We start from the raw sequence: 22,514 nt of genomic DNA, 5'->3' as shown, positions 1-22,514 counted from the left end.
ACGTACGGAAGCATTGTCCAGTCGGCATTATCGTTTCGTCACTGGCATTGATTTCCAGGTTTGCATGCGAGCCCCGCACATCAAAAATTCGAAAGGAAATTGAAATGAGCAATGACGACACCACGACCCAAAAAGATTCCCGCATGGTCACCGGCCTGTTCCGTGATCGCGACAGTGCAGAGCGGGCTTACACCTCCCTCTCCGACCGCGGCTACAGCAAGGACGATGTCACCTTGATGATGTCGGACGATACCCGGAAAACCTATTTCAACGATACCGATACTGAACTCGGCAGCAAAGCGGCTGAAGGCGCCGGCGTTGGCGCCGGCATCGGCGGCACCATCGGCGCTGTCCTGGCTGGCATCGCCGCCGTCGGCACCACCCTGGTCCTGCCTGGCATTGGCCTGGTGGTGGCCGGTCCGATCGCAGCGGCACTGGCCGGTGCTGGCGCTGGCGGCATCGCCGGCGGCCTGGTTGGCGCACTGATCGGCGCCGGCATCCCTGAAGAACGTGTCGTGCATTACGAAGAAGGCATCAAGAACGGCGGCATCCTGATGGGCGTGAACCCACGCAACGACGAGGACGCCACCCACATCGAGCGCAGCTGGACTGAAAACAAAGGCGAACACATCATTGGTACCGGCGTCGGCGCCGGCGCGGGCGCACTGACCGGGGCCGGTATCGGCGCCGCTGCCGGTCCGATCGGCATGGCGGCCGGTGCGGCCATCGGCGGTATCGCCGGCGGCCTGGCTGGCAAGGGCGCGGCCGAAGTCATCAACCCGAAACTGGGCGACGACCTGCATGAGCATCACTTTGCCAAGGGCATGGGCGCCGGTAGTGGCGCGGCGATGGGCGCGGCCGCCGGTGCGGTCGGTGGTCCGGTCGGCATGGCGGCGGGCGCGGCAGTCGGCGCACTGGCGGGCGGCATGGCCGGTAAAGCGGCTGGCCAGCTGGTCAATCCGGAAGAAGAGTCGGCTTACTGGCGCAGCTCGTACCAGAGCGCGCCGTACTATTCGCCAGGCTACACCTATGACGATTACGGTCCTGCCTACGAACTCGGCTACAACAGCCGCGGCCGTTATGCCGGCACCAGCTTCGATTCGGTAGAGAACAACCTGTCGGACGAGTGGGAAGCCGTCAAGGGCAAATCGCGCCTGAACTGGCAGCAAGCCAAGTCGGCCACCCGCGCGGCATGGGATAAGGTCGAGCGCGCCATGCCGGGCGACTTCGACCGCGATGGCCGCTAGGCCGGACTGACTAGTCCAGGCGGCACGTAAAAAAGCCTCGCTTCCCGTCAGGGAAGCGAGGCTTTTTCGTGTCTGGCGCGAAGGATTGCTTAGTTCTTGACCGCTTCGACCTGGATCATCAATTTGACTTCCGGTGCGAATGGCGGCACGGCGTAGCTGATGCCGAAATCGGTGCGCTTGAATTCAGCCGACGCATCGGCGCCGCAGACTTCCTTCTTGTGCATCGGGTGGATGATGCACTTGAACTTGTTGATCGTCAGGGTCACCGGCTTGCTGATGCCGTGCAAGGTCAGGGTGCCGTCGACCGATACCGGGACGTCGCCCTTGAAGGTGATCGATTTCGAGGTGTAGGTCACGTCCTTGAACTTGGCGACATCGAACATGTCTGCGTTCTTGGCGTGCTTGTTCAGTTTTTCGTTACCGAAATCGAGCGAATCGGCATCGATCTTGATATCGATCGAACCGGTTTTCCCGGCGCGGTCGAGCGTCACGCTGCCTTCGGTCTTGGTGAACTTGCCGCGCAGGATGGAAATGCCCATGTGGTCGGCTTCGAAGCTCGGGAAGGTATGGGTCGGGTCGATCTTGTAGGTGTCGGCGGCGAAGGCGGCGGTCGCGGTCGCGGTGGCGAGCATGGCAACGATCAGGTGCTTGAGTTTCATGGGTGTCCCTTGAGTTAACTGTTTGGTGTGTGTGGAAGAAGCTAGTGCGTTTACTGCGCCGCGCTGACGCGGAATTTGATGACGACTTCATCGGCCACCATGCTGGTGTCTTTCCACTCGCCGTCGCCGATGTTGTAAGCAAGGCGCTTGATGGGCAGGGTGCCGTCGAAGGTGTGCTTGCCGGCCTCGGTTTTCACCGTCAGCGGAAAGCTGACATCGGTCGTCTTGCCCTTGATCGACAGCTTGCCGGTCACCGTCATCTTGCCCGGGCCGGCCGCCTTGATTCCCGAAGAGACAAACGTCGCTTTAGGAAACTGTGCGGAGTTGAACCAGTCTTTCTTGGCTACTTCCTTGTTCATCAGCGGATCGCCCAGGTCCAGGCTGGTCGTGTCGATCTCGACACTGGCTTTGGCGGCGTCCGGCTTGGCCGCGTCGTAATCGATGCTGGCCGTAAATTTGGTGAACGTCGCTTCGACCGGCACGTTCATTTGCTTGAACGAGGCCGACACCATGCTTTTGGCCGGGTCGGTCTTGAGCGGCACGGCGTTGGCGACCAGCGCCACGGCGAGCAGGGAGGCAAGCAAAGTGCCATTGGTAAACTTCATACAATCTCCTTGGGATGAATAGGGGGGCTTACGGCAGCATGCGCTTGAGCACGCCATCGCGGTCGATGAACTGGTGTTTCAGGGCGGCCGCCAGGTGCATGGCGACGGCGCTGGCCAGCCCCATGTTGAGCCAGAAATGCACGCCTTTGAGCACCGGTTTCAAGTCCGGATCGGCAGCCATGATGACGGGCAGCTGGAACAGGCCGAAATAGACCACCGGAATGCCGGCCGACAGGGTGTACAGATAGCCCGACACCGGCACCGCGAACATCAGGAGGTAGAGCACGCCGTGCAAGCCGTGGGCGGCGCCTTTTTGCCAGGCGGGCATGGCGGCCGGATAGGCGGGCGCGGCGTGGGTCAGGCGCCACAGCAGGTGCAGGGCGGCCAGCGCCAGCACGGTCACGCCGGCCCATTTATGCCAGGAATAGTATTTGAGCTTGGTCGGCGTGAGGCCGGGAATGTCGGTCATCACCAGGCCCATGATGAAGGCGCCCACGATCAGCACGGCGATCAGCCAGTGGAAAATAATCGCGGTCAGCGTGTAGCGTTCCTGCATGGACCTGCTCCTGGAAATAGTACGTATTAGGACTAATATACCAAATAAACAGCATCGCCGCTTGCGAAGGGCAGATTACCATAGTGTTCGTGCGGTGCAGCGCGTTGACTATTGTAAAATTGCCCGATGCCCGGTTCGGCGTCGGACCCGGGAATCCTGGTTGCATTGTTGAGCTTGGGGCGGCATGACTGCGACTATTTCTCGCTGGATCGGACTCGCGCCGCTGCTGCTGGCGCTGCCCGTGTCGGCGCAGCTATCGGCGTTCGCGGCGGACACCATGGCCGACATGTCGATCGAGGACCTGGCCAATATCGAGGTCACGTCGGTGTCGAAAAAGCCCGAGCGCCTGGCCGCCGCCGCCGCCTCGGTGTTCGTGATCACGGCCGACGACATCGGCCGCTCGGGCGCGGCCACGGTGCCCGAGGCGCTGCGCATGGCTCCCAATTTGCAGGTGGCGCAGGCCAGCGGCTACGGCTACGCCATCAGCGCGCGCGGCTTTAACGGCAGCCGCAATACCGTCCCCAACAAGCTGCTGGTCCTGATCGACGGACGCTCGGTGTATTCGCCCTTCTTTTCCGGGGTGACCTGGGATGCCCAGCAAGTCATGCTCGAAGACATAGAGCGGATCGAAGTCATCAGCGGCCCCGGCGGCATTCTGTGGGGCGTGAATGCCGTCAACGGCGTCATCAATATCACCACGCGCGCCGCCGGCGCGACCCAGGGCAGCCTGGTGGCGCTGCGCGCCGGCCAGCGCGGCAATAGCGTGGCGCTGCGCCAGGGCGGGGGCGGCGACTGGCGCCTGCACGCCACCTATGTCAACGAGCGCCACACGGAACTGGCCAGCGGCGCGCCGGTCAACGATGCGCGCCACCAGTGGCAGGCCGGCATGCGGCGCGACTGGGGCAGCGGCGCCGACCAGTTCAGCGTGGCCGGCAACGCCTATCGCGGCGCGCTCGACCAGCCCGAGCCGGGCGCGCTCTCCACCGGCACCAAGCTGGCCCTGGGCACGGTCCAGTCGTCCGGCGCCAGCCTGACGGCGCGCTGGACCCATGCCCTGGCCGGCGGCGGCAGCCTGATGCTGCAGGGCTACATCGACCACAGCGAGCGCGAGGTGCCGCCGACGTATGCCGAACGGATCCAGGTGGCCGACCTGCAATTCCAGCACAGCCTGCCGGCCAGCGGCATCGGTCAACTGGTGTGGGGCGCCAATGTGCGTCACACCTGGGATGCGGTGACCAACAGCAAGACGGTCGCCTTCCTGCCCGCCAAGGTGAATCAGGACTGGGCCAGCCTGTTCGTGCAGGACGAGCTGGCCGTGCGCGAGGACCTGCGCCTGATTCTCGGTGCGCGGGTCGAGCGCAACGACTACACCGGCGCCGAATACCTCCCCAGCATGCGCCTGGCCTGGCAGCTCACGCCCACCCATGCGCTGTGGGGCGGCGCCTCGCGCACGGTGCGCGCGCCGTCGCGGCTCGACGCCGACACCTTTATTCCCGGCAACGCCCCGTTCATACTGCGCGGCGGGCCGCAGGTGCGCTCCGAAGTGGCGAAGGTGTGCGAGCTCGGTTATCGCGGCCGGCCGCTGCCGCAGCTGTCGTACTCGGCGACCTTGTTCCACAACCGCTACGATTACTTGCGCACCCAGGAAGTCGATGTGAGCGGCACCTTTTTGACCTTCGCCAGCAAGATGGAAGGCAAGGCTAGCGGCATCGAGATGTGGGGCAGCTATCAAGCCACGCCGTACTGGCGCCTGAGCGCGGGCTGGATGGCGCTGCACCAGCGCTTCTGGCTCAAGCCGGGCAGCAACGACGCGGCCGGACCGCGCACCAGCGGACGCGATCCCTCGCACACGGCGCAGCTGCGTTCCACCTTCACCGTGGCCGATGGCAATGAACTGGAGCTGGCCGTGCGCAAGGTGGCGCGTCTGGAAAGCGACAAGGTGCCCGGCTACCATGCGCTCGATGCGCGCTTCGGCTGGCGCCTGCGCCGCAATGTCGAGCTGTCGGTGTCGGGGAATAACCTCAATGGCGCGCACGCCGAGTACGGGCCGCTGGCCACGCGCTCCGAAGTGCCGCGCGAGATCGCGCTCAAGCTGGTGTGGCTCAATTGAAGTAGCAAGGTGTCGCGCTACCGGTTACTGCGGCGCCGATCCTGTGCACCGTTGACTTATGATCCGTCGTTTCCGGCACTGCCGGAAACGACTTTCCGGCACTGCCGGAAACGACGGGATCGTCATTTAGCGATCTTTTTTGAGTCAGTGCGCTTCGCGCGCTGCCGTCTTATTTGTTGCGGTTGGCGATTTCGTTGCCCAGGAAGCCGCCACCGATCACACCGGCCACCGTGGCAATCTTCTTGCCCTTGCCGCCGCCAATCTGGTTACCGATCAGGCCGCCGATGACTGCGCCGGCGCCGATGCCCACATAGTTAGGCTGGCTGGCTTGCTGCTGCTGCACCGGCTGTGCGCGGTAGTTGTCCGACTGGTGTTGCGCAACCCGGGTGTGCTGCGGTGCACGGTGCTGCGTATGAACTGCTTTCTTTGCCACCGGCTTGTGGTACACGACTTCCGGTGCCGGCTGCGCGGCAGGCGGCGAATACTTTGCCACCATCATCTGTGCGTCGGCCAGTTGCTGGGCCGTCGGGGTTGGCTGCGCCGCGAGTGCCTGGGGCGCCACCAGTGCTTGCGGCGCCGTGGCGGCCGCGCTGGTGTCGGCCTTGGAGCTTGGAAGCAGGCCAGTGAGGGCCGCGGTACCCGCTACGCTGAGCGCGATGACCGACAGCGCCGCTGCCGCCATCAATGGGTGAATCCGCGAGGCTTTGTTGATCTGTTCCATGGTAGTGCTCCTGTTCGTTTGATCTTGAGTAAAAGATTAACGGAGGATACCCCCGGCAGCTAGCCCGAAAGCCGTATCAGTCGTAAGTGAATGTAAAACGGGCCCGCAGGCCCGTTTTTACGTTTTGCGTCACATCACGCGGTCCAGCAACTCAAATGGCCTTGGCCAGCTTGGCCGCAATGCCCACGTAATTGGATGGCGTCATCGCCAGCAGCAAGTCTTTCGCTTCCTGCGGAATCGCCAGGGTCAGCACGAACTCGCGCAGCGCATCCTTGGAAATGCCCTTGCCGCGCGTCAGCTCCTTGAGCTGCTCGTACGGGTTGGCAATCCCGTAGCGCCGCATCACGGTCTGCACCGGCTCGGCCAGCACTTCCCAGTTCGCGTCCAGGTCCTGCTCCAGGCGCGCCGCGTTCACTTCCAACTTGTTCAGGCCGCGCAGGCAGCTGTCGTAGGCCAGCAGCGCGTAACCGAAGCCGACGCCGATATTGCGCAGCACGGTCGAGTCGGTCAGGTCGCGCTGCATGCGCGACACCGGCAGCTTTTCCGCCATGTGCTTGAGGACGGCATTGGCCAGCCCCAGGTTGCCCTCGGAATTTTCGAAGTCGATCGGGTTGACCTTGTGCGGCATGGTCGAGGAACCAATCTCGCCAGCCTTGGTGGTCTGCTTGAAGTAGCCCAGCGAAATGTAGGCCCAGATATCGCGGTTCAGGTCCAGCAAGATGGTGTTGGTGCGCGCGATCGCATCGAACAGCTCGGCCATGTAATCGTGCGGCTCGATCTGGATCGTGTACGGATTGAAGCTCAGCCCGAGGCGCTGTTCGATCACGTTCTTCGAGAACGTTTCCCAGTCGAAATCTGGATAGGCCGACAGGTGGGCGTTGTAGTTGCCGACCGCGCCATTCATCTTGCCCAGGATTTCAACCTCGGCGATGCGCTTGATCGCGCGTTTCAGACGCGCAACCACGTTCGCCATTTCCTTGCCCAGGGTGGTCGGGCTGGCCGTCTGGCCGTGCGTGCGCGAGAGCATTGGCAGCTCGGCGTTGGCATGCGCGATCTCGGTCAGCCTGGCGACCAGGCCTTGCAGCGCCGGCAGCATGACGCCATCGCGCGCGGCCTTGAGCATCATCCCGTGCGAGGTGTTGTTGATGTCTTCCGAGGTGCAGGCGAAATGGATGAATTCGGTCGCCGCGACCAGTTCCGGCACGTCCTTGACCTGTTCCTTGAGCCAGTACTCAACCGCCTTGACGTCATGGTTGGTGACCGCTTCGATCGCCTTGATGCGCGCCGCGTCGGTTTCCGTAAAATCGCTGGCCATCTTGTCGAGCAGGGCGCTTGCCTCGGCCGAGAACGGTTTGATCTCGGCGAAGCCGGCTTGCGACAGCGCTTGCAGCCAGGAAATTTCCACCTTGACCCGGTGGTGCATGAAGCCGGCTTCGGACAGGATCGGACGCAGTTTGTCGGTCTTGGCGGCGTAGCGGCCGTCCAGCGGGGACAGGGCCGACAGCGTGGAGTAAGGAGCGGTAGAGGTCATGGGAGGGGGCGCTTAAGGAGGAGTGGGTGAACTGTGTGCATGGCTGCAAAGACCAGCATTTTACCACCGGCGTCCTTGTCAAGCCCATGTTGCAAGCGCGTCCGGGCGGCTTGTCGGGGGCCATCGCCCGCCGGACGCGATGCTATACTGTCGGTCAATCGTCCACTCTAAGCATCTATGAAACTCATCGGTTCCACCGCCAGTCCGTTTGTCCGCAAGGTTCGTGTCGTCATGGCCGAGAAAAAGCTCGACTATGATCTCGAACTCGAAAACGTCTGGACCGCCGAAACGACAATTCATCTGTCCAATCCGCTGGGCAAGGTGCCCTGCCTGATCATGGAAGACGGCAGCTCGATGTACGATTCGCGCGTCATTGTCGAGTACATCGACACGCTCACGCCGGTGTGCAAGCTGCTGCCGCCGAACGGGCGCGACCGCTCCGACATCAAGGTCTGGGAAGCGCTGGCCGACGGCGTGCTCGACGCGGCCGTGCTGGTGCGCCTGGAAAAAACCCTGCGTCCGGAAGAGCAGCAGAGCGGCGCCTGGATCGAACGCCAGATGGGCAAGGTGCATGCGGGCCTGGCCATCATGTCGGCCAACCTGGGCGAGTCGCCTTTCTGCAAGGGCAACCATTACACCCTGGCCGATGTCGCCGTCGGCTGCGCGCTCGGCTGGATCGCCTTCCGCTTCCCCGAGATCGACTGGCGCACCGACTACCCCAACCTGGCCAAGCTGTTCGACAAGCTGTCGGAGCGCCAGTCGTTCAAAGACACGGTGCCGTTCTAAACGCGCACTGCGGGGCAATGGGTACTTCTCCACCGGACCACGCTGCAGGCAGCGCCGCGCAAAAGCGTTTGCAGATGGCCGACATCGCGCGCCTTGCCGGCGTGTCGAAAGCGACCGTGTCGCGCGCGCTGAACCGCAGCCCGCTGGTCAACGAGGAAACCCGCACCCGCATCCTGGAGCTGGCCAGCTCCCTCAAGTACACCATCAATATCGGCGCGCAAAACCTGCGGCTCAAGCAGAACCGCACGATCGGCGTGGTGGTTCCCTACGATTCGGCGACGCGCCAGCATTTGTCCGATCCGTTTTTCCTGAGCATGCTCGGCAGCCTGGCCGATGCGCTGACCGAGCGCGGTTTCGACATGCTGCTCTCGCGCGTGGACGCCGAGCAGCTCGACGCGGCCGCCATGCCTTTCGATACCGGGCGCGTGATCGGCCTGATCCTGATCGGCCAGTGGCGCCATCACGACCAGCTCAACCAGCTGGCGGCGCGCCACGTGCCGATCGTCGTGTGGGGCGCGCAGCTGCCGCAGCAGCTCTACACCACCGTCGGCGGCGACAACGTCAGCGGCGGCATGCTGGCCACCGAGCACCTGATCGCGGCGGGGCGCAGGCGCATCGCGTTTTTCGGCGATATCCACCTGCCTGAAGTCGCGCAGCGCTACAGCGGCTATTGCAACGCGCTGGCCGCGCATGGCTTGCCGCTGGACCCGCAACTGCGGGTGTCGGTGTCGTTCCTGCCCGAGGGCGGCGACCAGGCGGTGCGCGAGATCGAGCGCCGCGCCGTGCCCTACGATGCGGCGTTTGCCTGCAGCGACTTGCTGGCGATGACCGCGATTAACACCCTGCGCGCGCTCGGCAAGCAGGTGCCCGATGATGTCGCCGTGGTCGGTTATGACGACATCGAACTGTCCACGTACTTCCATCCACCGCTAACCACGATCCGCCAGCCGATCCGCGCCGCCGGACAGGCCCTGGTGGGGGCGCTGCTGGCGATCATCGACAGCAAGCCGGCCGGCTCCCTGCAATTGCCGACCGAGCTGATCGTCCGCGCCACGTCCTCCTGATCTTCCGTTCCCTCTTCCTTGTAGCGCCTGTCGAATAGCATGTAATCGGTTGCATTAATTTGCAATGTTGTGGAAAAAATGCCTCATTTCGTTGAATTGAACGGAAATGCAATCGATTGCATTAAAAAATTGCTTGAGTCATAATCTGCTCGCACACACCAATAAGCGCCGGTCTACGGCGCATCCCCTACCGGAGGAGACTATGAAATTCCAGACCAACCGCATGGCCGCGGCCGTGTCCATCGCGGTGCTTCACATCGGCGCCGCCGCCCAGCAAACCCCGTCCACCGAGGTGCCCGCCACCGATGGCCTGAACATGGAGCGCGTCGTCGTCACCGGCACCAGCGGCGGCGCGTCGAAAATGAAGTCGAGCGTCTCGCTCAGCACCCTGGAGCTCGACGCCGTCCTCAAGACCGCGCCCACCAGCGCGGCCGACGTGCTGCGCTCGATCCCAGGCGTGCGCTCGGAGTCATCCGGGGGTGAAGGCAATGCCAACATCTCGGTGCGCGGCGTGCCAGTGTCGGCCGGCGGCGCGCGCTACGTGCAGATCCAGGAAGACGGCCTGCCGGTGCTGCAATCGGGCGACTTCAACTTCGTCACGCCGGACAGCTACGTCAAGATCGACGGCGGCCTCGATCACCTGGAAGTGGTGCGCGGCGGTTCCGCATCGACCCTGGCCAGCAATGCGCCGGGCGGCATCATCAACTTCATCAGCAAGAGCGGGGTGGAGAAGGGCGGCAGCGTCGGCCTGACCAAGGGCCTCGATTACGACACCACGCGGGTCGACTTCGACTATGGCGCGCCCTTGTCGGACAGGACGCGCTTCTTCGTGGGCGGCTTTTACCGCTACGGCGAAGGTATCCGCAAGACCGGCATGAACACCGAGCAGGGCGGCCAGATCCGCGCCAATGTCACCCATGAACTGGATAATGGTTTCATCCGCTTGTCGTTCAAGCACGTCAACGACAAGACGCCGGCCGGCATGCCGGTGCCGGTCCAGGTGAACAACAAGGTCATCTCCGAGATCCCCGGCATCGATCCGCGCGAGGTGAGCTTCTATTCGCCGCACTGGGTGCGCGACGTCACGCTTGCCAAGGACAACGGCAAGGTCGCTAGCGATGTGAACGATGGCCTGGCGGTCAAGAGCACCGCCATCGGCCTGGAAGCGCGCTTCACCCTGGGCGACGCCTGGACCCTGAGCGACAACCTGCGCTGGTCGGATAACACGGGCCGCTTTATCGGCGTCTTCGCGGGCAACAACGGCAGCATGGGCGAGTACACCTTCGCCACCGGGCCGAACGCCGGCAAGGCCTACAGCGGCCGCGCCTTTTCCGCCGTGGTATTCAATACCTCGATCGACGACGCCGGCGCCGTGTTCAACGACACCCGCCTGTCGAAGGCCTTTACCCTGGACCAGGGCACCAAGCTAACCGCCACGGGCGGCCTGTACCTGTCCGTGCAAAACCTCGGGCTGACCTGGAACTTCAACGAGTACCTGATGCAGGCCAGCGGCGACCAGCCGGCGCTGCTGCGCACCGCCAGCGCCACCCCGGGCCTGGTCGGACCGGCGTTCGGCGCCTGCTGTTCGCGCGCGGTCGACATGCAATACAAGCTGACCTCTCCTTATGTGAACCTGGGTGTCGAGCGCGGCGCATTGAATGTCGACGCCAGCCTGCGGCGCGACATGCAAAGCGCCAGCGGCAGCGCCAACATCGCCAGCGCTGCCACGCGCTACGATCCGGCGACGGCGCAGCGGATCGACTATGACCTTGCGCGCACCTCGTATTCGGTGGGCGGCAACTACAGGCTGGGCACCGGCCTGGCGGTGTTCGCGCGCGCCAGCGACGGCGTCGCCTTCAATGCCGACCGCATCCTGTTCGGCGCTCCGCTGGACGGCAGCGCGCCGGTCAGCATCAACACGGTCAAGCAGCTCGAAGGCGGCGTCAAATGGCGCAAGGGCGGCATCAGTACCTTTGCCACCGTGTTCCAGGCAAAGACGCGCGAATCGAATTACGAGGCGACCACCCAGCGCAGCACCGCCAACAGCTACGACGCCAAGGGCGTCGAGCTGGAAGCGGCCTACAACGGCGGCGCGCTGCGCGTGGCCGGCGGCCTCACCTGGACGCATGCCAGGATCACCGCCACCGCGCCCGGCGCCGAGGCCATTATCGGCAACACGCCACGGCGCCAGGCCAAGGTGGTGTACCAGCTCACGCCGAGCTACGTGATTGGGGACGCCAGCTTCGGCGTGAGCGCGATCGGCACCGGCAAGTCGTGGGCCGACGACGCGCACACGATCATCATGCCGGCCTACGCGGTGGTGCATGGCTTCTTCAATTACCAGTTGGGCGAGCGTACCCAGCTCGCGCTGAGCGCGAACAACCTGTTCAACAAGATCGGCTACACCGAAGTCGAAGGCGACGGCCACGCCGCCCGTTCGATCAGCGGCCGTGCCATCAAGGCCACCATCAAGTACGCGTTCTAAGTCCCGCCGCGGCCGGCGCATTCCCAGCGCGCCGACTGCGGCCTCCTCTCTTTTTTGGCAACCATGACCACACTCTCTCCGCGCCAGCGCATGCTCGACGCGCTGCCGCTTCACCTGCGCGAGCAGGCGGCGCAGCGCTACACCCGGCACGAACCGGTGCTGCTGGACCGCCTGCGGCGGCTGTACGGCCATCGCGCCGATTTTCACGCGTGGTACGCGGACCTGATGGGCGCCGTCGGCGCGCTGCACGGCGCGCGTTCGCCCGAACTGCTGGCGCAGGACGCCAGGCGCGCCGCCGATCCCGCCTGGTTCACCGGCGAGCACATGCTCGGCTACAGCGCCTACGTGCAGCAGTTCGGCGGCAGCCTGCGCGGCGTGATCGGGCGCATCGCCCACTTGCGCGAGATGGGCGTCACCTACCTGCACCTGCTGCCGTTCCTGCGCCCGCGCGCCGGCGACAATGACGGCGGCTTTGCCGTGGCCAGCTTCGACGAAGTCGATCCGGCCCTCGGCACCGAGGCCGACCTGCTGGACCTGACGGCGGCGCTGCGCGGCGCCGGCATCAGCCTGTGCTGCGACCTGGTACTCAATCACGTGGCCGACGATCACGCCTGGGCGCTTGGCGCCAAGGATGGCGACGCGGCCTTGCGCGACTACTTCCATGTCTTCCCCGAGCGCAAACAGCCGGATCGCTACGAACAGACGGTGGGCCAGATTTTCCCCGAGGCGGCGCCCGGCAACTTCACCTGGATCGATCCGATGCAGGCGTGGGTCTGGACCACCTTCTATCCCTTCCAGTGGGACCTGAACTACGCCAATCCGCACGTGCTGGCGGCCATGGTCCGCAGCCTGCTGGGCCTTGCCAACCGCGGCGTGGAAGTGTTCCGGCTCGACTCGACCGCCTTTCTGTGGAAGCGCGAGGGCAGCGACTGCATGAACCAGCCGGAGGCGCACGAACTGCTGCAGGTGCTGCGCGCGATCGTGGAGATCGCCGCGCCCGGGGTGCTGCTCAAGGCCGAAGCGATCGTCCCCACGCGCGAACTGCCCGCCTACTTCGGCGACGCCGGCGGCGGCGCGCGCGAATGCCACCTGGCCTACCACAGCACCTTGATGGCGGCCGGCTGGGCCGCGCTGGCCGAGCAGGACGCCGGCCTGCTGCGCGCCGTCGCCGCCGCCACGCCGGCACTGCCGCCGGCCGCCAGCTGGCTGACCTATGTGCGCTGCCACGACGACATCGGCTGGACCGTGCTGCGCGCGGAGGCCCGGTCGCCGCAGCGGCTTGCCGCCATCGCCCATTTTTACGGGGGCGGCGACAGCGCCAGCTTCGCGGCCGGCGTGGCGTTCCAGACCAGCGCCGGGCACGCCGTGCATGGCACCAATGGCAGCGCCGCCGCGCTGGCGGGCCTGGAGACGGCCCGCGGCCCGGAGCAGGAGGCATGCGCGCTGCGCCGCCTGATGCTGCTGCATGGCCTGGCGCTGGCCTTCGGCGGCATGCCGATGCTGTACATGGGCGATGAGCTGGGCATGCAAAACGATCACGCGTATCTCGACGATGCCGGGCGCGCGCGCGACACGCGCTGGGTGCAGCGCGCACCGTTCGACCCGCTGCGTTACGCGCAGCGCCACGATCCATCGACGCCGGCCGGGCGTGTGTTTGGCGCCTTGCGCGCGCTGCTTGAACGGCGGCGCAGCTTGCCGGTGCTGGCCGCCGATGCGCCGCGCGCGCTGCTCGACACACCCTACCCCGCCTTGCTGGCCCTGGCGCGCGGCGAGCGCTTTTTGAGCCTGTCGAATTTTTCGGCGCAGCCGCTCTCGTTTCGCCTGTCCGATATCGGGGCGGGGCAGTGGCCGGGCGCGGGCGACGCCATCGCGCTGGCGCCCTGGGACATGCTGTGGCTGGAACGCTGAGCGTAGTATGATTTTTTAACGATGGATCAGGTTTAATGAGGGCGGCAGACATGGAGATGGCGACAGGATCGATCGTGGTGTTCGGGGAGGCGCTGGTGGACGATTTCGTTAGCGAGCAGGTGGTGGGCGGCGCGCCCTTCAACGTGGCGCGCAACCTGGCGGCATTCGGCAGCGCGCCCTTGATGATCACGCGCATCGGCGACGACCAGGCCGGCGCGCTGCTGCGCGCGCAATTCGAATGTTTCGGCCTGGCGCAGCAGGGTTTGCAGCGCGACCCCACCGGGCCGACCGGATGCGTGCTGGTCGAACGGGGCGAGCACGGTCATCGCTTCACCATCCTGCCCGACCAGGCCTATGACCACATCGACAGCACCGCCGCGCTGGCCGCGGCCGCAGCATGCACGCCATCGACCGTGTATTTCGGCACGCTGGCGCAGCGCCACCCGACCTCGCGCGCGGCGCTGCGCGCACTGTTGCGCTCCTGCGACGCAGTGCGCTACCTGGACCTGAATGTGCGCGAAGGCCAGGTCAGCGAGCGCTGCGTGTTCGAGTCGCTGCACGAAGCCGACATCGTCAAGGTCAATGAAGAGGAACTGCAGGACCTGTTCGGCTGGTACACCCACACGCGCCAGGACACCGGCGACATGGGCGGCAGCGGCGTGCGCGGCGCCTGCACGGCCCTGATCCGCATCTTCGCGCTCGACGCCCTGATCGTCACGCTCGGGCCGCGCGGCTCGGTGTACTTCGGCGCCGACGGCGCCACCCTGGTCCATGCCGATACCGTCAAGCCGGCGCGCATGGTCGACACGGTCGGCGCCGGCGACGCCTTTTCCGCGCTCTTCCTGCTGGGGCGCGAGCGCGGCTGGCCGCTCGAGCTCACCCTAGCCCGCGCCAACGAGTTTGCCGGCGCCGTCTGCGCCATTGCCGGCGCGGTGCCGGCCGAACGCGCCTTTTACGCGCCCTACATCGCGCGCTGGCTCGCCGACTGACCCCACGAAAGAGCACCATGTCGACCACCAAACCCACCTTGTCGTTCTGGCAGATCGTGAACATGAATGTCGGATTCTTCGGCATCCAGTTCAGCTTCGGCCTGCAGCAAAGCAGCATGAGCCCGATCTACAACTACCTCGGCGCCGACGAGGCCAGCCTGCCCTATCTGTGGCTGGCCGGCCCGGTGACGGGGCTGATCGTCCAACCCATCGTGGGTGCCATGAGCGACCGCACCGTCACGCGCTGGGGGCGGCGCACGCCGTACTTCCTGCTCGGCGCGATCCTGTGCAGTATCGGCCTGCTGTGCATGCCGTTCAGTCCCACCCTGTGGATGGCCGCCAGCCTGCTGTGGATCCTCGACGCGGCCAACAATGTGACGATGGAGCCGTACCGCGCTTTTGTGAGCGACAAGCTCGATCCCGCGCAGCATTCGCTGGGCTTCATGACCCAGAGCGCGTTCACGGGACTGGGGCAGACCCTGGCCTACCTTACGCCGTCGCTGCTGGTGCTGGCGGGGATGAACAAGGATGCCGTCAACGCCAGCCAGATCCCGCACATCGTCATCGCCGCGTTCTTGATCGGCGCGGTGTTTTCGATCGCGTCGGTGCTGTGGACACTCAGGACCACCAAGGAGCATGCGTTGAGCGCGCGCGAGCTGGCGGCGATCCGCAGCCAGCCGCAGGGCTTTACGCACACCCTGCGCGAGATCGGCAGCGCGATGCGCGAGATGCCGCCGACGATGAAGCAGCTGGCGCTGGTCAAGCTGTTCCAGTGGTACGCCATGTTTTGCTACTGGCAATACATCACCCTGTCGCTGGCCACCACCATCTACGGCACCACCGACCCGGCCTCGCAGGGCTTTCGCGACGCCGGGCTACTCAATGGCAAGGTCGGCGCGTTCTATAACTTGGTTGCCTTTATCGGCGCCTTCGCGCTGGTGCCGTACACGCGTCGCCACGGACCGAAGGCCACGCATTGCGTGTGCCTGGCGCTGGCCGGCATCGGCATGCTGGCGATTCCGCAGATTCAGTCGCCGGCGCTGCTGTTGATACCGATGGTGGGCATCGGCCTGGCCTGGGCCAGCATCATGGGCAACCCGTACATCATGCTGGCCGGGAGCATTCCGCCCGAGCGCACTGGCGTCTACATGGGCATCTTTAACATGTTCATCGTGATCCCGATGATCATCCAGATTGTCACGCTGCCGCTGTACTACCGTAGTTGGCTTGGCGGCAATCCCGAGAACGTTATAATGCTGGCCGGCGCCCTCATGCTGTGCGCGGCGGCGGCGGTGCTGCGCGTAAAGGTCGATCGAGCGGGGCACGCCAGTGCGCCGTCCGCGCTCGCCGGCGCCAAGCCATAGGCGTTGCCGGCGCCGCAACGCGCAAGGAATGCAGAAGATGACAACCGTAGTGTATGGCGAGGCGCTGGTCGACGACTTCCTCAGCGAGCAGGTGGTGGGCGGCGCGCCGTTCAACGTGGCGCGCCACCTGGCGGCCTTCATGTCGCCTCAGCTGGCCATTACCCGCATCGGCGACGACAGGAACGGCGCCATCGTGCGCGCCGAATTCGAGCGTTTCGCCATGTCCGACGCCGGCCTGCAGCTCGACCAGATGGAAGAAACCGGGCGCGTCGCGGCCCGGCGCCATGTGCGCGGCCACCGCTTCGTGATCTTGCCGGGCCAGGCCTACGATTACATCAATCCCGAGCAGGCGCTGGCCGCCATGGAGTCGGTAGAGGCGTCGGCGATCTATTTCGGCACCCTGGCGCAGCGCTGTCCGCGCTCGCGCGACACGCTGTACGCGCTGCTCGACGCCAGCAATGCCACGCGCTACCTCGACCTGAACCTGCGCGAAGGCCAGTTCGACGAGCGCTGCGTGTTCCACTCGCTGCACGCGGCCGATATCGCCAAGGTCAACGAGGAAGAACTGCAATCGCTGTTCGCGTGGTACGTCGATATCCATCCATCGTCGCCGCCGCTGGAAGGCGACGAGGTGCGCGCCGCGTGCGCGGTGCTGGTGCAGTTGTTCGGGCTCGCGGCGCTGATCGTGACCCTGGGCCACCGCGGTTCGGTGTACTTCGGGGCCGACGGCACGGTGCTGGTCCATCGCGACAATCCGCTGCCGCCGTTCGTGATCGATACAGTGGGGGCGGGGGATGCGTTTTCGGCGATGTTTTTGCTGGGCCGCATGCGCGGCTGGGAACTTGGCATGACCCTGGCGCGCGCCAACGAGTTCGCCGGCGCGGTGTGCGCGATCCCCGGTGCGGTGCCGAGGAATCTTGCCTTTTACGACAAGTGGGTGGCGCGCTGGCGCGCCGGGTGAGGAAGCCGACGGCATCGAGCTAGACCCATGCGTCCTATCGCTTGTCGTAAAACCGTCGCCCCGCGCCAAGGCGGCACTCGGCGGGGGCGACGGTGGACGGTGGGCGGTGGCCGATGTTGCGGCTAACGCGATACCTGATTAAGCGTGCTCGCCCATCTGGCTTTGCAGGTAGTTCTGGATGCCGACCTTGACGATCAGGTCCAGCTGCGTTTCGAGCCAGTCGATGTGTTCCTCGGTGTCTTCCAGGATCATCAGGAACAGGTCGCGCGTGACGTAGTCGCCGGCCACTTCGGAAGCGGCGATGCCTTCCTTGACCGTCGCATGCGCGGCTTGCTCAAGTTTCAGGTCGCATTCGATCATTTCCTGGGTCGATTCGCCGATCAGCAGCTTGTGCAGCGCTTGCAGGTTCGGCAAGCCGTCGAGCATCAGGATGCGGTCGATCAGCTTGTCGGCGTGCTTCATCTCGCCGATCGATTCTTCGTATTCTTTCTTGGCCAGCTTTTCCAGACCCCAGTGGCGGTACATGCGCGCATGCAGGAAGTACTGGTTGATCGCGGACAGCTCATTGGTCAACTGTGCGTTGAGCAGCCGGATGATGTTCTTGTCGCCCTTCATGGGAGGCTTTCTTTAATGATGGAGAGTATGTTCATCATAGCAAAAAACGCGGCACAATGACGAAAAGCCCCTCGCGGGGCCATCGTTTGTTGCTCCCAAACCGATCAGCTGGCGAGCTGGAAGGTCAGCGGGACAATCACGTAGACCGAGACCGGATGGCCATCTTCCACGTGCGGCTTGAACACGGCGCGCAAGGCGGCCTGGCGGCCCGCTTCGTCGAGGCGCGAGGAGCCCGATGAGCTCTGTACCTTGACCTGGTCGGGCATGCCTTTTTCATTGACCAGGATGAGCAGCACGACCTTGCCCTGTTCGCCCATGCGCTTGGACATGGTCGGGTACACCGGCTGCGGCGGCTGGATGTATTCGACGCCGGAGGTGATCGTTTTGGGACCTGCCGCCGGCGGGGCCGGCGGCGCCGCCACGGCCACCGGCGGGGCTGGCGCCTCGGTCACGGCAGGGGCCGACGCGGGCGACGCGGTAATCGTATTCTGGAGCGGCGTTTGCACGATCTGCGTCGGCGGCACGATCACCGGCGGCGGTGGCCGCAGCCTGGCGATCGAGACGGTTTTCGGCGCGGCGGGGGCGGCCGGCTTGGGTGGCGGTGGCGGCGGGGCGACCAAGGTCACCATCACCGCTTGCGGGATCGCTACCTCGACCATGCGGTGCAGCAGGCCGCTCGAAATCAGGTAGAACAGCACCGCGTGGATGGCGACCACGGCGGCGAAAGGGCCGAACTTGGCGCGCAGCTTCGCCACCACGGCGGTGGGATCGCCCATGCCGGCGTCGGTGGAAAAGGTCATTGCGCTCATGGCGATACTCAGGCGGTTTGCGCCGAGCGGAACGACAGCTCGGTGGCGTGGATTTTGCTGTCGAGGTGTTCGTTCAGCACTTGTTTGGCGCAGCTGGCGCATTTGCCGCAGCAGGTGGCCACGCCCAGGTCGCGGCGCAGCTCGGCCATCGACGACAGGCCCAGATCGACCGCCTGACGAATTTCGCGGTCGGAAATGTTATTGCAAACACAGACGATCATCGAAGCACCTTCCTTTGACTTGGCTTTGCGTTGGCTCAGCGGACAATCTTGCCGCTTTCACTATAATGAGAATCATTATCATTAAGATTTGTATTCTGTCGCAACTCCAGATCGTTTGCAAGTGGTTTTCTCAAAAAGGGCCAACTCCAAATAGAAATAAGTCGCATTTACGTTTATGATGCTAGTATCCAACACGATGTAGCGCGAATTCCACTTATCTTAGTGAAGTGACAATATGACTCTTGCCCCCACCCTGATCACGCTCGATGCCCTCGTTCCCGGCCAGAGCGGCACCGTGATCCATATCGCGCCGTGTGCGGCGGACGCGGGCGGCGGCGTCGATGTCGCGCGCCGCCTGATGGAGCTCGGCTTCGTGCCGGGCGAGTCGATCCGCATGCTCAAGCGCTTGCCGGGCGGCGATCCGGTGGCGGTCAAGGTGGGCGACTCCACCTTCGCGCTGCGCCGCTTCGAGGCGTCGCTGATCTCGCTCAAACCGGAATAACCGAAACAACGGAAACAACAATGGGTGCTGTAGAACCACAAGTCCAGGCAGTGACGCGCACGCCGCTCATTGCGCTGTTGGGCAATCCGAACTGCGGCAAGACTGCCCTGTTCAACCGCCTCACCGGCGCGCGCCAGAAGGTCGCCAATTACGCCGGCGTGACCATCGAGCGCAAGGAGGGCAGTTTCACCTCGCCCATGGGGCGCGCCTATAAAGTACTGGATTTGCCGGGCGCGTACAGCCTGTCGGCCACCACCCCCGACGAAGCCATCACGCGCGACGTGGTCGGCGGCCTGCGCGCCGGCGAACAGGCGCCCGACGCCGTCGTCTGCGTGGTCAACGCCACCAACCTGCGCCTGAACCTGCGCCTGGTCCTCGAAATCAAGCGCCTCGGCTTGCCGATGGTGCTGGCGCTGAACATGGTCGACGTGGCCAACAAGCGCGGCATCAAGATCGACAGCGCCAAGCTGGCGAGCGAACTGGGCATGCCCGTGGTCGAAACCGTGGCCGTGCAGAGCGGCGGCGAAATGGCGCTGCTCAAGGCGCTCGACCTGATGCCGCACGCGGCTACCGTGAAGGCCGCGCCGCTGTCGGCCATCGATGCCGTGCCGGTCGAAGAAACCCAGCGTGAAGTGCGCCGCATATTGGAGGCGTGCGTGAGCTACGCCAACGATACCGGCAACCTGTCCGAAAAAATCGACGATGTGGTGCTGCATCCCGTGTTCGGCCCGATCCTGCTGGCGGTGCTGATGTTCCTGGTGTTCCAGGCGGTGTTCAGCTGGGCCGCGGTGCCGATGGAAATGATCAGCGGCGCCGTCGAAGCGGTCGGCGCCTGGGTCGGCGGCATGATGAGCGAAGGCATGCTGCGCAGCCTGCTGGTCGAGGGCATTCTCGGCGGCGTCGGCAGCGTGCTGGTGTTCCTGCCACAGATCCTGATCCTGTTTTTCTTCATCCTGGTGCTGGAAGATTGCGGCTACCTGCCGCGCGCCGCCTTCCTGCTCGACCGGATCATGGGCGGGGTCGGCCTGTCGGGCCGCGCCTTCATTCCGCTGCTGTCGAGCTTTGCCTGCGCCATTCCGGGCGTGATGGCCGCGCGCACCATCCAGAATCCGCGCGACCGCCTGGTGACGATCATGATCGCGCCGCTGATGACCTGCTCGGCGCGCCTGCCGGTGTATGCGCTGATCATCGCCGCCTTCATTCCCAACCGCGACGTGGGCGGCGGCTGGATCAACCTGCAGGGACTGGTGCTGTTCATCCTGTACTTTGCCGGCATTTTCAGCGCCATGGCGGTGGCCTGGGTGATCAAGCGCTTCATGGGCGCCAACAGCCACCAGCCGCTGATGCTGGAACTGCCCAGCTACCACTGGCCGCACCTGCGCAACCTGGCGCTGGGCCTGTGGGAGCGCGCCAAGATCTTCCTGGTGCGCGTCGGTACCGTGATCCTGGCGCTGATGGTGCTGCTGTGGTTCCTGTCGAGCTTCCCCGGCGCGCCGGAAGGCGCCACCCAGCCGCCGATCTATTACAGCATCGCGGGCATGCTGGGCCGCGCGCTGGCCGTGGTGTTCGAGCCGATCGGCTTCGGCTGGCAAATCTGCATCGCGCTGGTGCCGGGCATGGCCGCGCGCGAAGTGGCCGTGGGCGCACTGGGCACCGTGTATGCGCTGTCGCAGACCGGCGACGAACTGGCCACCACGCTCGCGCCCATCATTTCGCAATCGTGGTCGCTGCCGACCGCGCTGTCCCTGCTGGCCTGGTATGTGTTCGCGCCCCAGTGCATCGCCACCCTGTCGGTGGTGCGGCGCGAAACGGGCAGCGTGCGTTACGCCTTCATCATGGCCGGCTATATGTTCGCGCTGGCGTATGCCGCCTCTTTCATCACTTACCGCGTCGCGATCGCGATGGGAGCCTGATATGCTGGAGAACCTGATCGTTGCATTGATCGTCGCCGTGGCCGCCTGGTATGCGGCGTCGAAATATCTGCCAGCCACCTTGCGGGCCAAGCTGTTCGGCAAGAAGAAGGCGTCCGCCGGCTGCGGCAGCGGGTGCAGCAGCTGCGGGACGTGCGAGGATGGGCCGGCGGCGCCGCGCATCGATGCGTCCGGCCCATCGTCACGGCGCGTGATCCAGCTCCATCTGAAGTGAGCACGTTCGCCGGGATGCCCCGCCTATTGATCCGGGTGACCCTCTGATGACTTGTCGATCCATGATCGCGGTTCCCGTGCCTGGGGCGGCTCGGCCTCACCTCCGGCGCGAGCTTCTCCCTGGTGTGATCTTATAGATCGTCATGTCGTTGGCGACGTAGATTTCGCCGCGCGGCCCCAGTGCCATCTCGGTCAGGTCGTGTCGCACCGCAGGATTCTGTCGCGGCAGCAGTCCGGCCTTGTCAAACCGGAAGTACGTGCTCATCTTGCCATCGGTATCGACCTGCAGGATGCGGGTATTGTCGGTCAGAAAAATGCGGCCGTGCGCATCGACCGCCACCGCGCTGATCTTGCACGACACCGCCCGCGTGGCGTCCACATTGGCCCTGCACGCGGTGTGCGCGCCGCCCGCGCACCTGCTGTCGTCAGGCGATTCCGGTGCGGCAAGTGAACAATCGCCGCCGTGCGTTGCTACCGGTACGGCACGCTCATCGGGCGTGATGCGGTAGACGCCATGCCGGCTGTCCGTCACCACCACGCCGCCGTCCGGATGGGCCGCCATGCCGCGCTTTTGCGCCAGCGTGCCGGGCGCGTACGCGTGCATGCGCGCGTTGCCGGGAATCGGGAGGCGTATCCGTTTTCCCGTGCCGGAGATTTTGTAGGTGTTATCGTCATCCTGCACGTACAACTGGCCTGCGCCGTCGCTGGCGATGGCAGCGATGTGGATGTACTGGTCGGTGATGCTTTGGTACTCCATGGCGGCGTCGGCATGCGCGAGCCGCGTTACCTTACCATCCGGCGTAAATTTCTTGATGCGTGGGTACCGGATACAGCCGTGGTCATCATTGCTGGTATCGGCGACATAGATGTTTCCTTGCCCGTCGGCGCTCAGGGCGTGTGGAATGATCAGGTTGATGCGCTTGAGCGGATCGTCGCTGCGCACGACCTCGCGAATGAATTCGCTGCGTCGTCCGTCGGCGCGCATGACATATACGCGCTCGTCGCGCCTGGAACTGACATACAGCGTGCCGCGCGCATCGACGGTCATGCCGTCGATGATGTCCTTGCCATCTTCGATTACTTCCTGGTGCGCCGCCGGCACTGCGCGGCGGCGTTGTTCCGCCTCGGCTGCCATGGCTGCCTGGCGCGGCATCTGGTAGGCCGCCGTGGCGATACCGGCGGCGACCAGCGCCAGGCTCAGGAGAATGCTGCGGCGCTCGCCCGGGTCTGCGGTCAT

The 22,514-nt window shown here is 64.9% G+C and carries 21 protein-coding genes; 12 read left to right on the top strand and 9 right to left on the bottom strand.

Going from position 1 to position 22,514, the window contains the following annotated elements:
* The first annotated feature begins 104 nt into the window (after positions 1-104).
* Positions 105-1,247: a hypothetical protein gene (locus F2P44_RS34935; RefSeq protein ID WP_187363419.1), complete on the top strand. Its 1,143-nt coding sequence runs from the start codon at positions 105-107 to the stop codon at positions 1,245-1,247.
* Between the two features lie 89 nt (positions 1,248-1,336).
* Here F2P44_RS34935 and F2P44_RS24975 read toward each other — a convergent pair whose 3' ends face one another.
* From F2P44_RS24975 to F2P44_RS24965, 3 genes are read right to left on the bottom strand one after another with little or no spacing between them, the layout of a single operon-like run.
* Positions 1,337-1,906 (bottom strand): YceI family protein, encoded by a 570-nt coding sequence (locus F2P44_RS24975; RefSeq protein ID WP_167090423.1) that lies wholly within the window; start codon positions 1,904-1,906, stop codon positions 1,337-1,339.
* Positions 1,907-1,956: 50 nt separating this feature from the next.
* Positions 1,957-2,511, bottom strand: a complete 555-nt coding sequence (locus F2P44_RS24970) for a YceI family protein (RefSeq protein ID WP_167090421.1) — start codon at positions 2,509-2,511, stop codon at positions 1,957-1,959.
* Positions 2,512-2,539: 28 nt separating this feature from the next.
* On the bottom strand, positions 2,540-3,067 hold the full coding sequence (locus tag F2P44_RS24965) for a cytochrome b (RefSeq protein ID WP_167090419.1): 528 nt from the start codon (positions 3,065-3,067) through the stop codon (positions 2,540-2,542).
* 184 nt (positions 3,068-3,251) lie between these two features.
* On the opposite strand from F2P44_RS24965, the gene F2P44_RS24960 reads away from it, so the two are divergent.
* Positions 3,252-5,177: a TOL_0244 family TonB-dependent receptor gene (locus tag F2P44_RS24960; protein WP_167090417.1), complete on the top strand. Its 1,926-nt coding sequence runs from the start codon at positions 3,252-3,254 to the stop codon at positions 5,175-5,177.
* Between the two features lie 169 nt (positions 5,178-5,346).
* Here F2P44_RS24960 and F2P44_RS24955 read toward each other — a convergent pair whose 3' ends face one another.
* Positions 5,347-5,898, bottom strand: coding sequence for a glycine zipper 2TM domain-containing protein (locus F2P44_RS24955; protein ID WP_167090415.1), 552 nt, complete (start codon positions 5,896-5,898; stop codon positions 5,347-5,349).
* A 151-nt stretch (positions 5,899-6,049) separates the two neighbouring features.
* The gene (gene purB, locus F2P44_RS24950) at positions 6,050-7,429 is read right to left on the bottom strand and encodes an adenylosuccinate lyase (protein ID WP_167090413.1); all 1,380 of its coding nucleotides are present in this window, start codon (positions 7,427-7,429) and stop codon (positions 6,050-6,052) included.
* 177 nt (positions 7,430-7,606) lie between these two features.
* Between purB and F2P44_RS24945 the strand changes: the two genes are divergently transcribed.
* From F2P44_RS24945 to F2P44_RS24915, 7 genes are all read left to right on the top strand, one after another.
* The gene (locus F2P44_RS24945) at positions 7,607-8,215 is read left to right on the top strand and encodes a glutathione S-transferase C-terminal domain-containing protein (protein ID WP_167090411.1); all 609 of its coding nucleotides are present in this window, start codon (positions 7,607-7,609) and stop codon (positions 8,213-8,215) included.
* A 17-nt stretch (positions 8,216-8,232) separates the two neighbouring features.
* Positions 8,233-9,279 carry a LacI family DNA-binding transcriptional regulator gene (locus F2P44_RS24940; RefSeq protein ID WP_229423736.1) on the top strand — a complete coding sequence of 349 codons (1,047 nt, stop codon included), beginning with the start codon at positions 8,233-8,235 and terminating at the stop codon, positions 9,277-9,279.
* Positions 9,280-9,481: 202 nt separating this feature from the next.
* Positions 9,482-11,764 (top strand): TonB-dependent receptor domain-containing protein, encoded by a 2,283-nt coding sequence (locus tag F2P44_RS24935; protein WP_167090409.1) that lies wholly within the window; start codon positions 9,482-9,484, stop codon positions 11,762-11,764.
* A 63-nt stretch (positions 11,765-11,827) separates the two neighbouring features.
* Positions 11,828-13,672, top strand: a complete 1,845-nt coding sequence (locus F2P44_RS24930) for an alpha-amylase family glycosyl hydrolase (RefSeq protein ID WP_229423735.1) — start codon at positions 11,828-11,830, stop codon at positions 13,670-13,672.
* A 50-nt stretch (positions 13,673-13,722) separates the two neighbouring features.
* Complete coding sequence (locus F2P44_RS24925; protein ID WP_229423734.1) at positions 13,723-14,661, top strand: PfkB family carbohydrate kinase; 939 nt, start codon at positions 13,723-13,725, stop codon at positions 14,659-14,661.
* 17 nt (positions 14,662-14,678) lie between these two features.
* Positions 14,679-16,025, top strand: a complete 1,347-nt coding sequence (locus F2P44_RS24920) for an MFS transporter (RefSeq protein WP_167090406.1) — start codon at positions 14,679-14,681, stop codon at positions 16,023-16,025.
* Positions 16,026-16,062: 37 nt separating this feature from the next.
* Complete coding sequence (locus F2P44_RS24915; protein WP_229423733.1) at positions 16,063-16,986, top strand: PfkB family carbohydrate kinase; 924 nt, start codon at positions 16,063-16,065, stop codon at positions 16,984-16,986.
* 138 nt (positions 16,987-17,124) lie between these two features.
* Here the strand turns inward: F2P44_RS24915 and bfr are convergent, their stop codons facing one another.
* The 3 genes from bfr to F2P44_RS24900 form a co-directional block, all read right to left on the bottom strand.
* The gene (gene bfr / locus F2P44_RS24910; protein ID WP_054265020.1) at positions 17,125-17,601 is read right to left on the bottom strand and encodes a bacterioferritin; all 477 of its coding nucleotides are present in this window, start codon (positions 17,599-17,601) and stop codon (positions 17,125-17,127) included.
* Positions 17,602-17,705: 104 nt separating this feature from the next.
* Positions 17,706-18,410, bottom strand: a complete 705-nt coding sequence (locus F2P44_RS24905) for an energy transducer TonB (protein WP_167090402.1) — start codon at positions 18,408-18,410, stop codon at positions 17,706-17,708.
* A gap of 8 nt (positions 18,411-18,418) precedes the next feature.
* The gene (locus tag F2P44_RS24900; protein WP_167090400.1) at positions 18,419-18,631 is read right to left on the bottom strand and encodes a (2Fe-2S)-binding protein; all 213 of its coding nucleotides are present in this window, start codon (positions 18,629-18,631) and stop codon (positions 18,419-18,421) included.
* A gap of 235 nt (positions 18,632-18,866) precedes the next feature.
* Here F2P44_RS24900 and F2P44_RS24895 point away from each other — a divergent pair, with 235 nt between their 5' ends.
* From F2P44_RS24895 to F2P44_RS24885, 3 genes are read left to right on the top strand one after another with little or no spacing between them, the layout of a single operon-like run.
* Complete coding sequence (locus F2P44_RS24895; RefSeq protein WP_167090398.1) at positions 18,867-19,133, top strand: FeoA family protein; 267 nt, start codon at positions 18,867-18,869, stop codon at positions 19,131-19,133.
* 20 nt (positions 19,134-19,153) lie between these two features.
* Entirely contained in the window at positions 19,154-21,046 is a 1,893-nt protein-coding gene (gene feoB / locus F2P44_RS24890) for a ferrous iron transporter B (protein ID WP_167090396.1), read from the top strand.
* 1 nt (position 21,047) lies between these two features.
* Entirely contained in the window at positions 21,048-21,278 is a 231-nt protein-coding gene (locus tag F2P44_RS24885) for a FeoB-associated Cys-rich membrane protein (protein WP_167090394.1), read from the top strand.
* Between the two features lie 96 nt (positions 21,279-21,374).
* Here F2P44_RS24885 and F2P44_RS24880 read toward each other — a convergent pair whose 3' ends face one another.
* Positions 21,375-22,514, bottom strand: coding sequence for an NHL repeat-containing protein (locus F2P44_RS24880; RefSeq protein ID WP_167090392.1), 1,140 nt, complete (start codon positions 22,512-22,514; stop codon positions 21,375-21,377).

The sequence above is a fragment of the Massilia frigida genome, assembly GCF_011682175.1.
Taxonomy (GTDB): domain Bacteria; phylum Pseudomonadota; class Gammaproteobacteria; order Burkholderiales; family Burkholderiaceae_D; genus Telluria_A; species Telluria_A frigida.
The sequence above is the reverse complement of the archived record's forward strand: the minus strand, read 5'-3'. Positions and strand labels throughout refer to the sequence as shown.

Bases quoted from the DNA above. Each gene is read 5' to 3' on its own strand.
- F2P44_RS34935 (WP_187363419.1), top strand. From the start codon at position 105: ATGAGCAATGACGACACCACGACCCAAAAAGATTCCCGCATGGTCACC.
- F2P44_RS24975 (WP_167090423.1), bottom strand. From the start codon at position 1,906: ATGAAACTCAAGCACCTGATCGTTGCCATGCTCGCCACCGCGACCGCG.
- F2P44_RS24970 (WP_167090421.1), bottom strand. From the start codon at position 2,511: ATGAAGTTTACCAATGGCACTTTGCTTGCCTCCCTGCTCGCCGTGGCG.
- F2P44_RS24965 (WP_167090419.1), bottom strand. From the start codon at position 3,067: ATGCAGGAACGCTACACGCTGACCGCGATTATTTTCCACTGGCTGATC.
- F2P44_RS24960 (WP_167090417.1), top strand. From the start codon at position 3,252: ATGACTGCGACTATTTCTCGCTGGATCGGACTCGCGCCGCTGCTGCTG.
- F2P44_RS24955 (WP_167090415.1), bottom strand. From the start codon at position 5,898: ATGGAACAGATCAACAAAGCCTCGCGGATTCACCCATTGATGGCGGCA.
- purB (WP_167090413.1), bottom strand. From the start codon at position 7,429: ATGACCTCTACCGCTCCTTACTCCACGCTGTCGGCCCTGTCCCCGCTG.
- F2P44_RS24945 (WP_167090411.1), top strand. From the start codon at position 7,607: ATGAAACTCATCGGTTCCACCGCCAGTCCGTTTGTCCGCAAGGTTCGT.
- F2P44_RS24940 (WP_229423736.1), top strand. From the start codon at position 8,233: ATGGGTACTTCTCCACCGGACCACGCTGCAGGCAGCGCCGCGCAAAAG.
- F2P44_RS24935 (WP_167090409.1), top strand. From the start codon at position 9,482: ATGAAATTCCAGACCAACCGCATGGCCGCGGCCGTGTCCATCGCGGTG.
- F2P44_RS24930 (WP_229423735.1), top strand. From the start codon at position 11,828: ATGACCACACTCTCTCCGCGCCAGCGCATGCTCGACGCGCTGCCGCTT.
- F2P44_RS24925 (WP_229423734.1), top strand. From the start codon at position 13,723: ATGGAGATGGCGACAGGATCGATCGTGGTGTTCGGGGAGGCGCTGGTG.
- F2P44_RS24920 (WP_167090406.1), top strand. From the start codon at position 14,679: ATGTCGACCACCAAACCCACCTTGTCGTTCTGGCAGATCGTGAACATG.
- F2P44_RS24915 (WP_229423733.1), top strand. From the start codon at position 16,063: ATGACAACCGTAGTGTATGGCGAGGCGCTGGTCGACGACTTCCTCAGC.
- bfr (WP_054265020.1), bottom strand. From the start codon at position 17,601: ATGAAGGGCGACAAGAACATCATCCGGCTGCTCAACGCACAGTTGACC.
- F2P44_RS24905 (WP_167090402.1), bottom strand. From the start codon at position 18,410: ATGAGCGCAATGACCTTTTCCACCGACGCCGGCATGGGCGATCCCACC.
- F2P44_RS24900 (WP_167090400.1), bottom strand. From the start codon at position 18,631: ATGATCGTCTGTGTTTGCAATAACATTTCCGACCGCGAAATTCGTCAG.
- F2P44_RS24895 (WP_167090398.1), top strand. From the start codon at position 18,867: ATGACTCTTGCCCCCACCCTGATCACGCTCGATGCCCTCGTTCCCGGC.
- feoB (WP_167090396.1), top strand. From the start codon at position 19,154: ATGGGTGCTGTAGAACCACAAGTCCAGGCAGTGACGCGCACGCCGCTC.
- F2P44_RS24885 (WP_167090394.1), top strand. From the start codon at position 21,048: ATGCTGGAGAACCTGATCGTTGCATTGATCGTCGCCGTGGCCGCCTGG.
- F2P44_RS24880 (WP_167090392.1), bottom strand. From the start codon at position 22,514: ATGACCGCAGACCCGGGCGAGCGCCGCAGCATTCTCCTGAGCCTGGCG.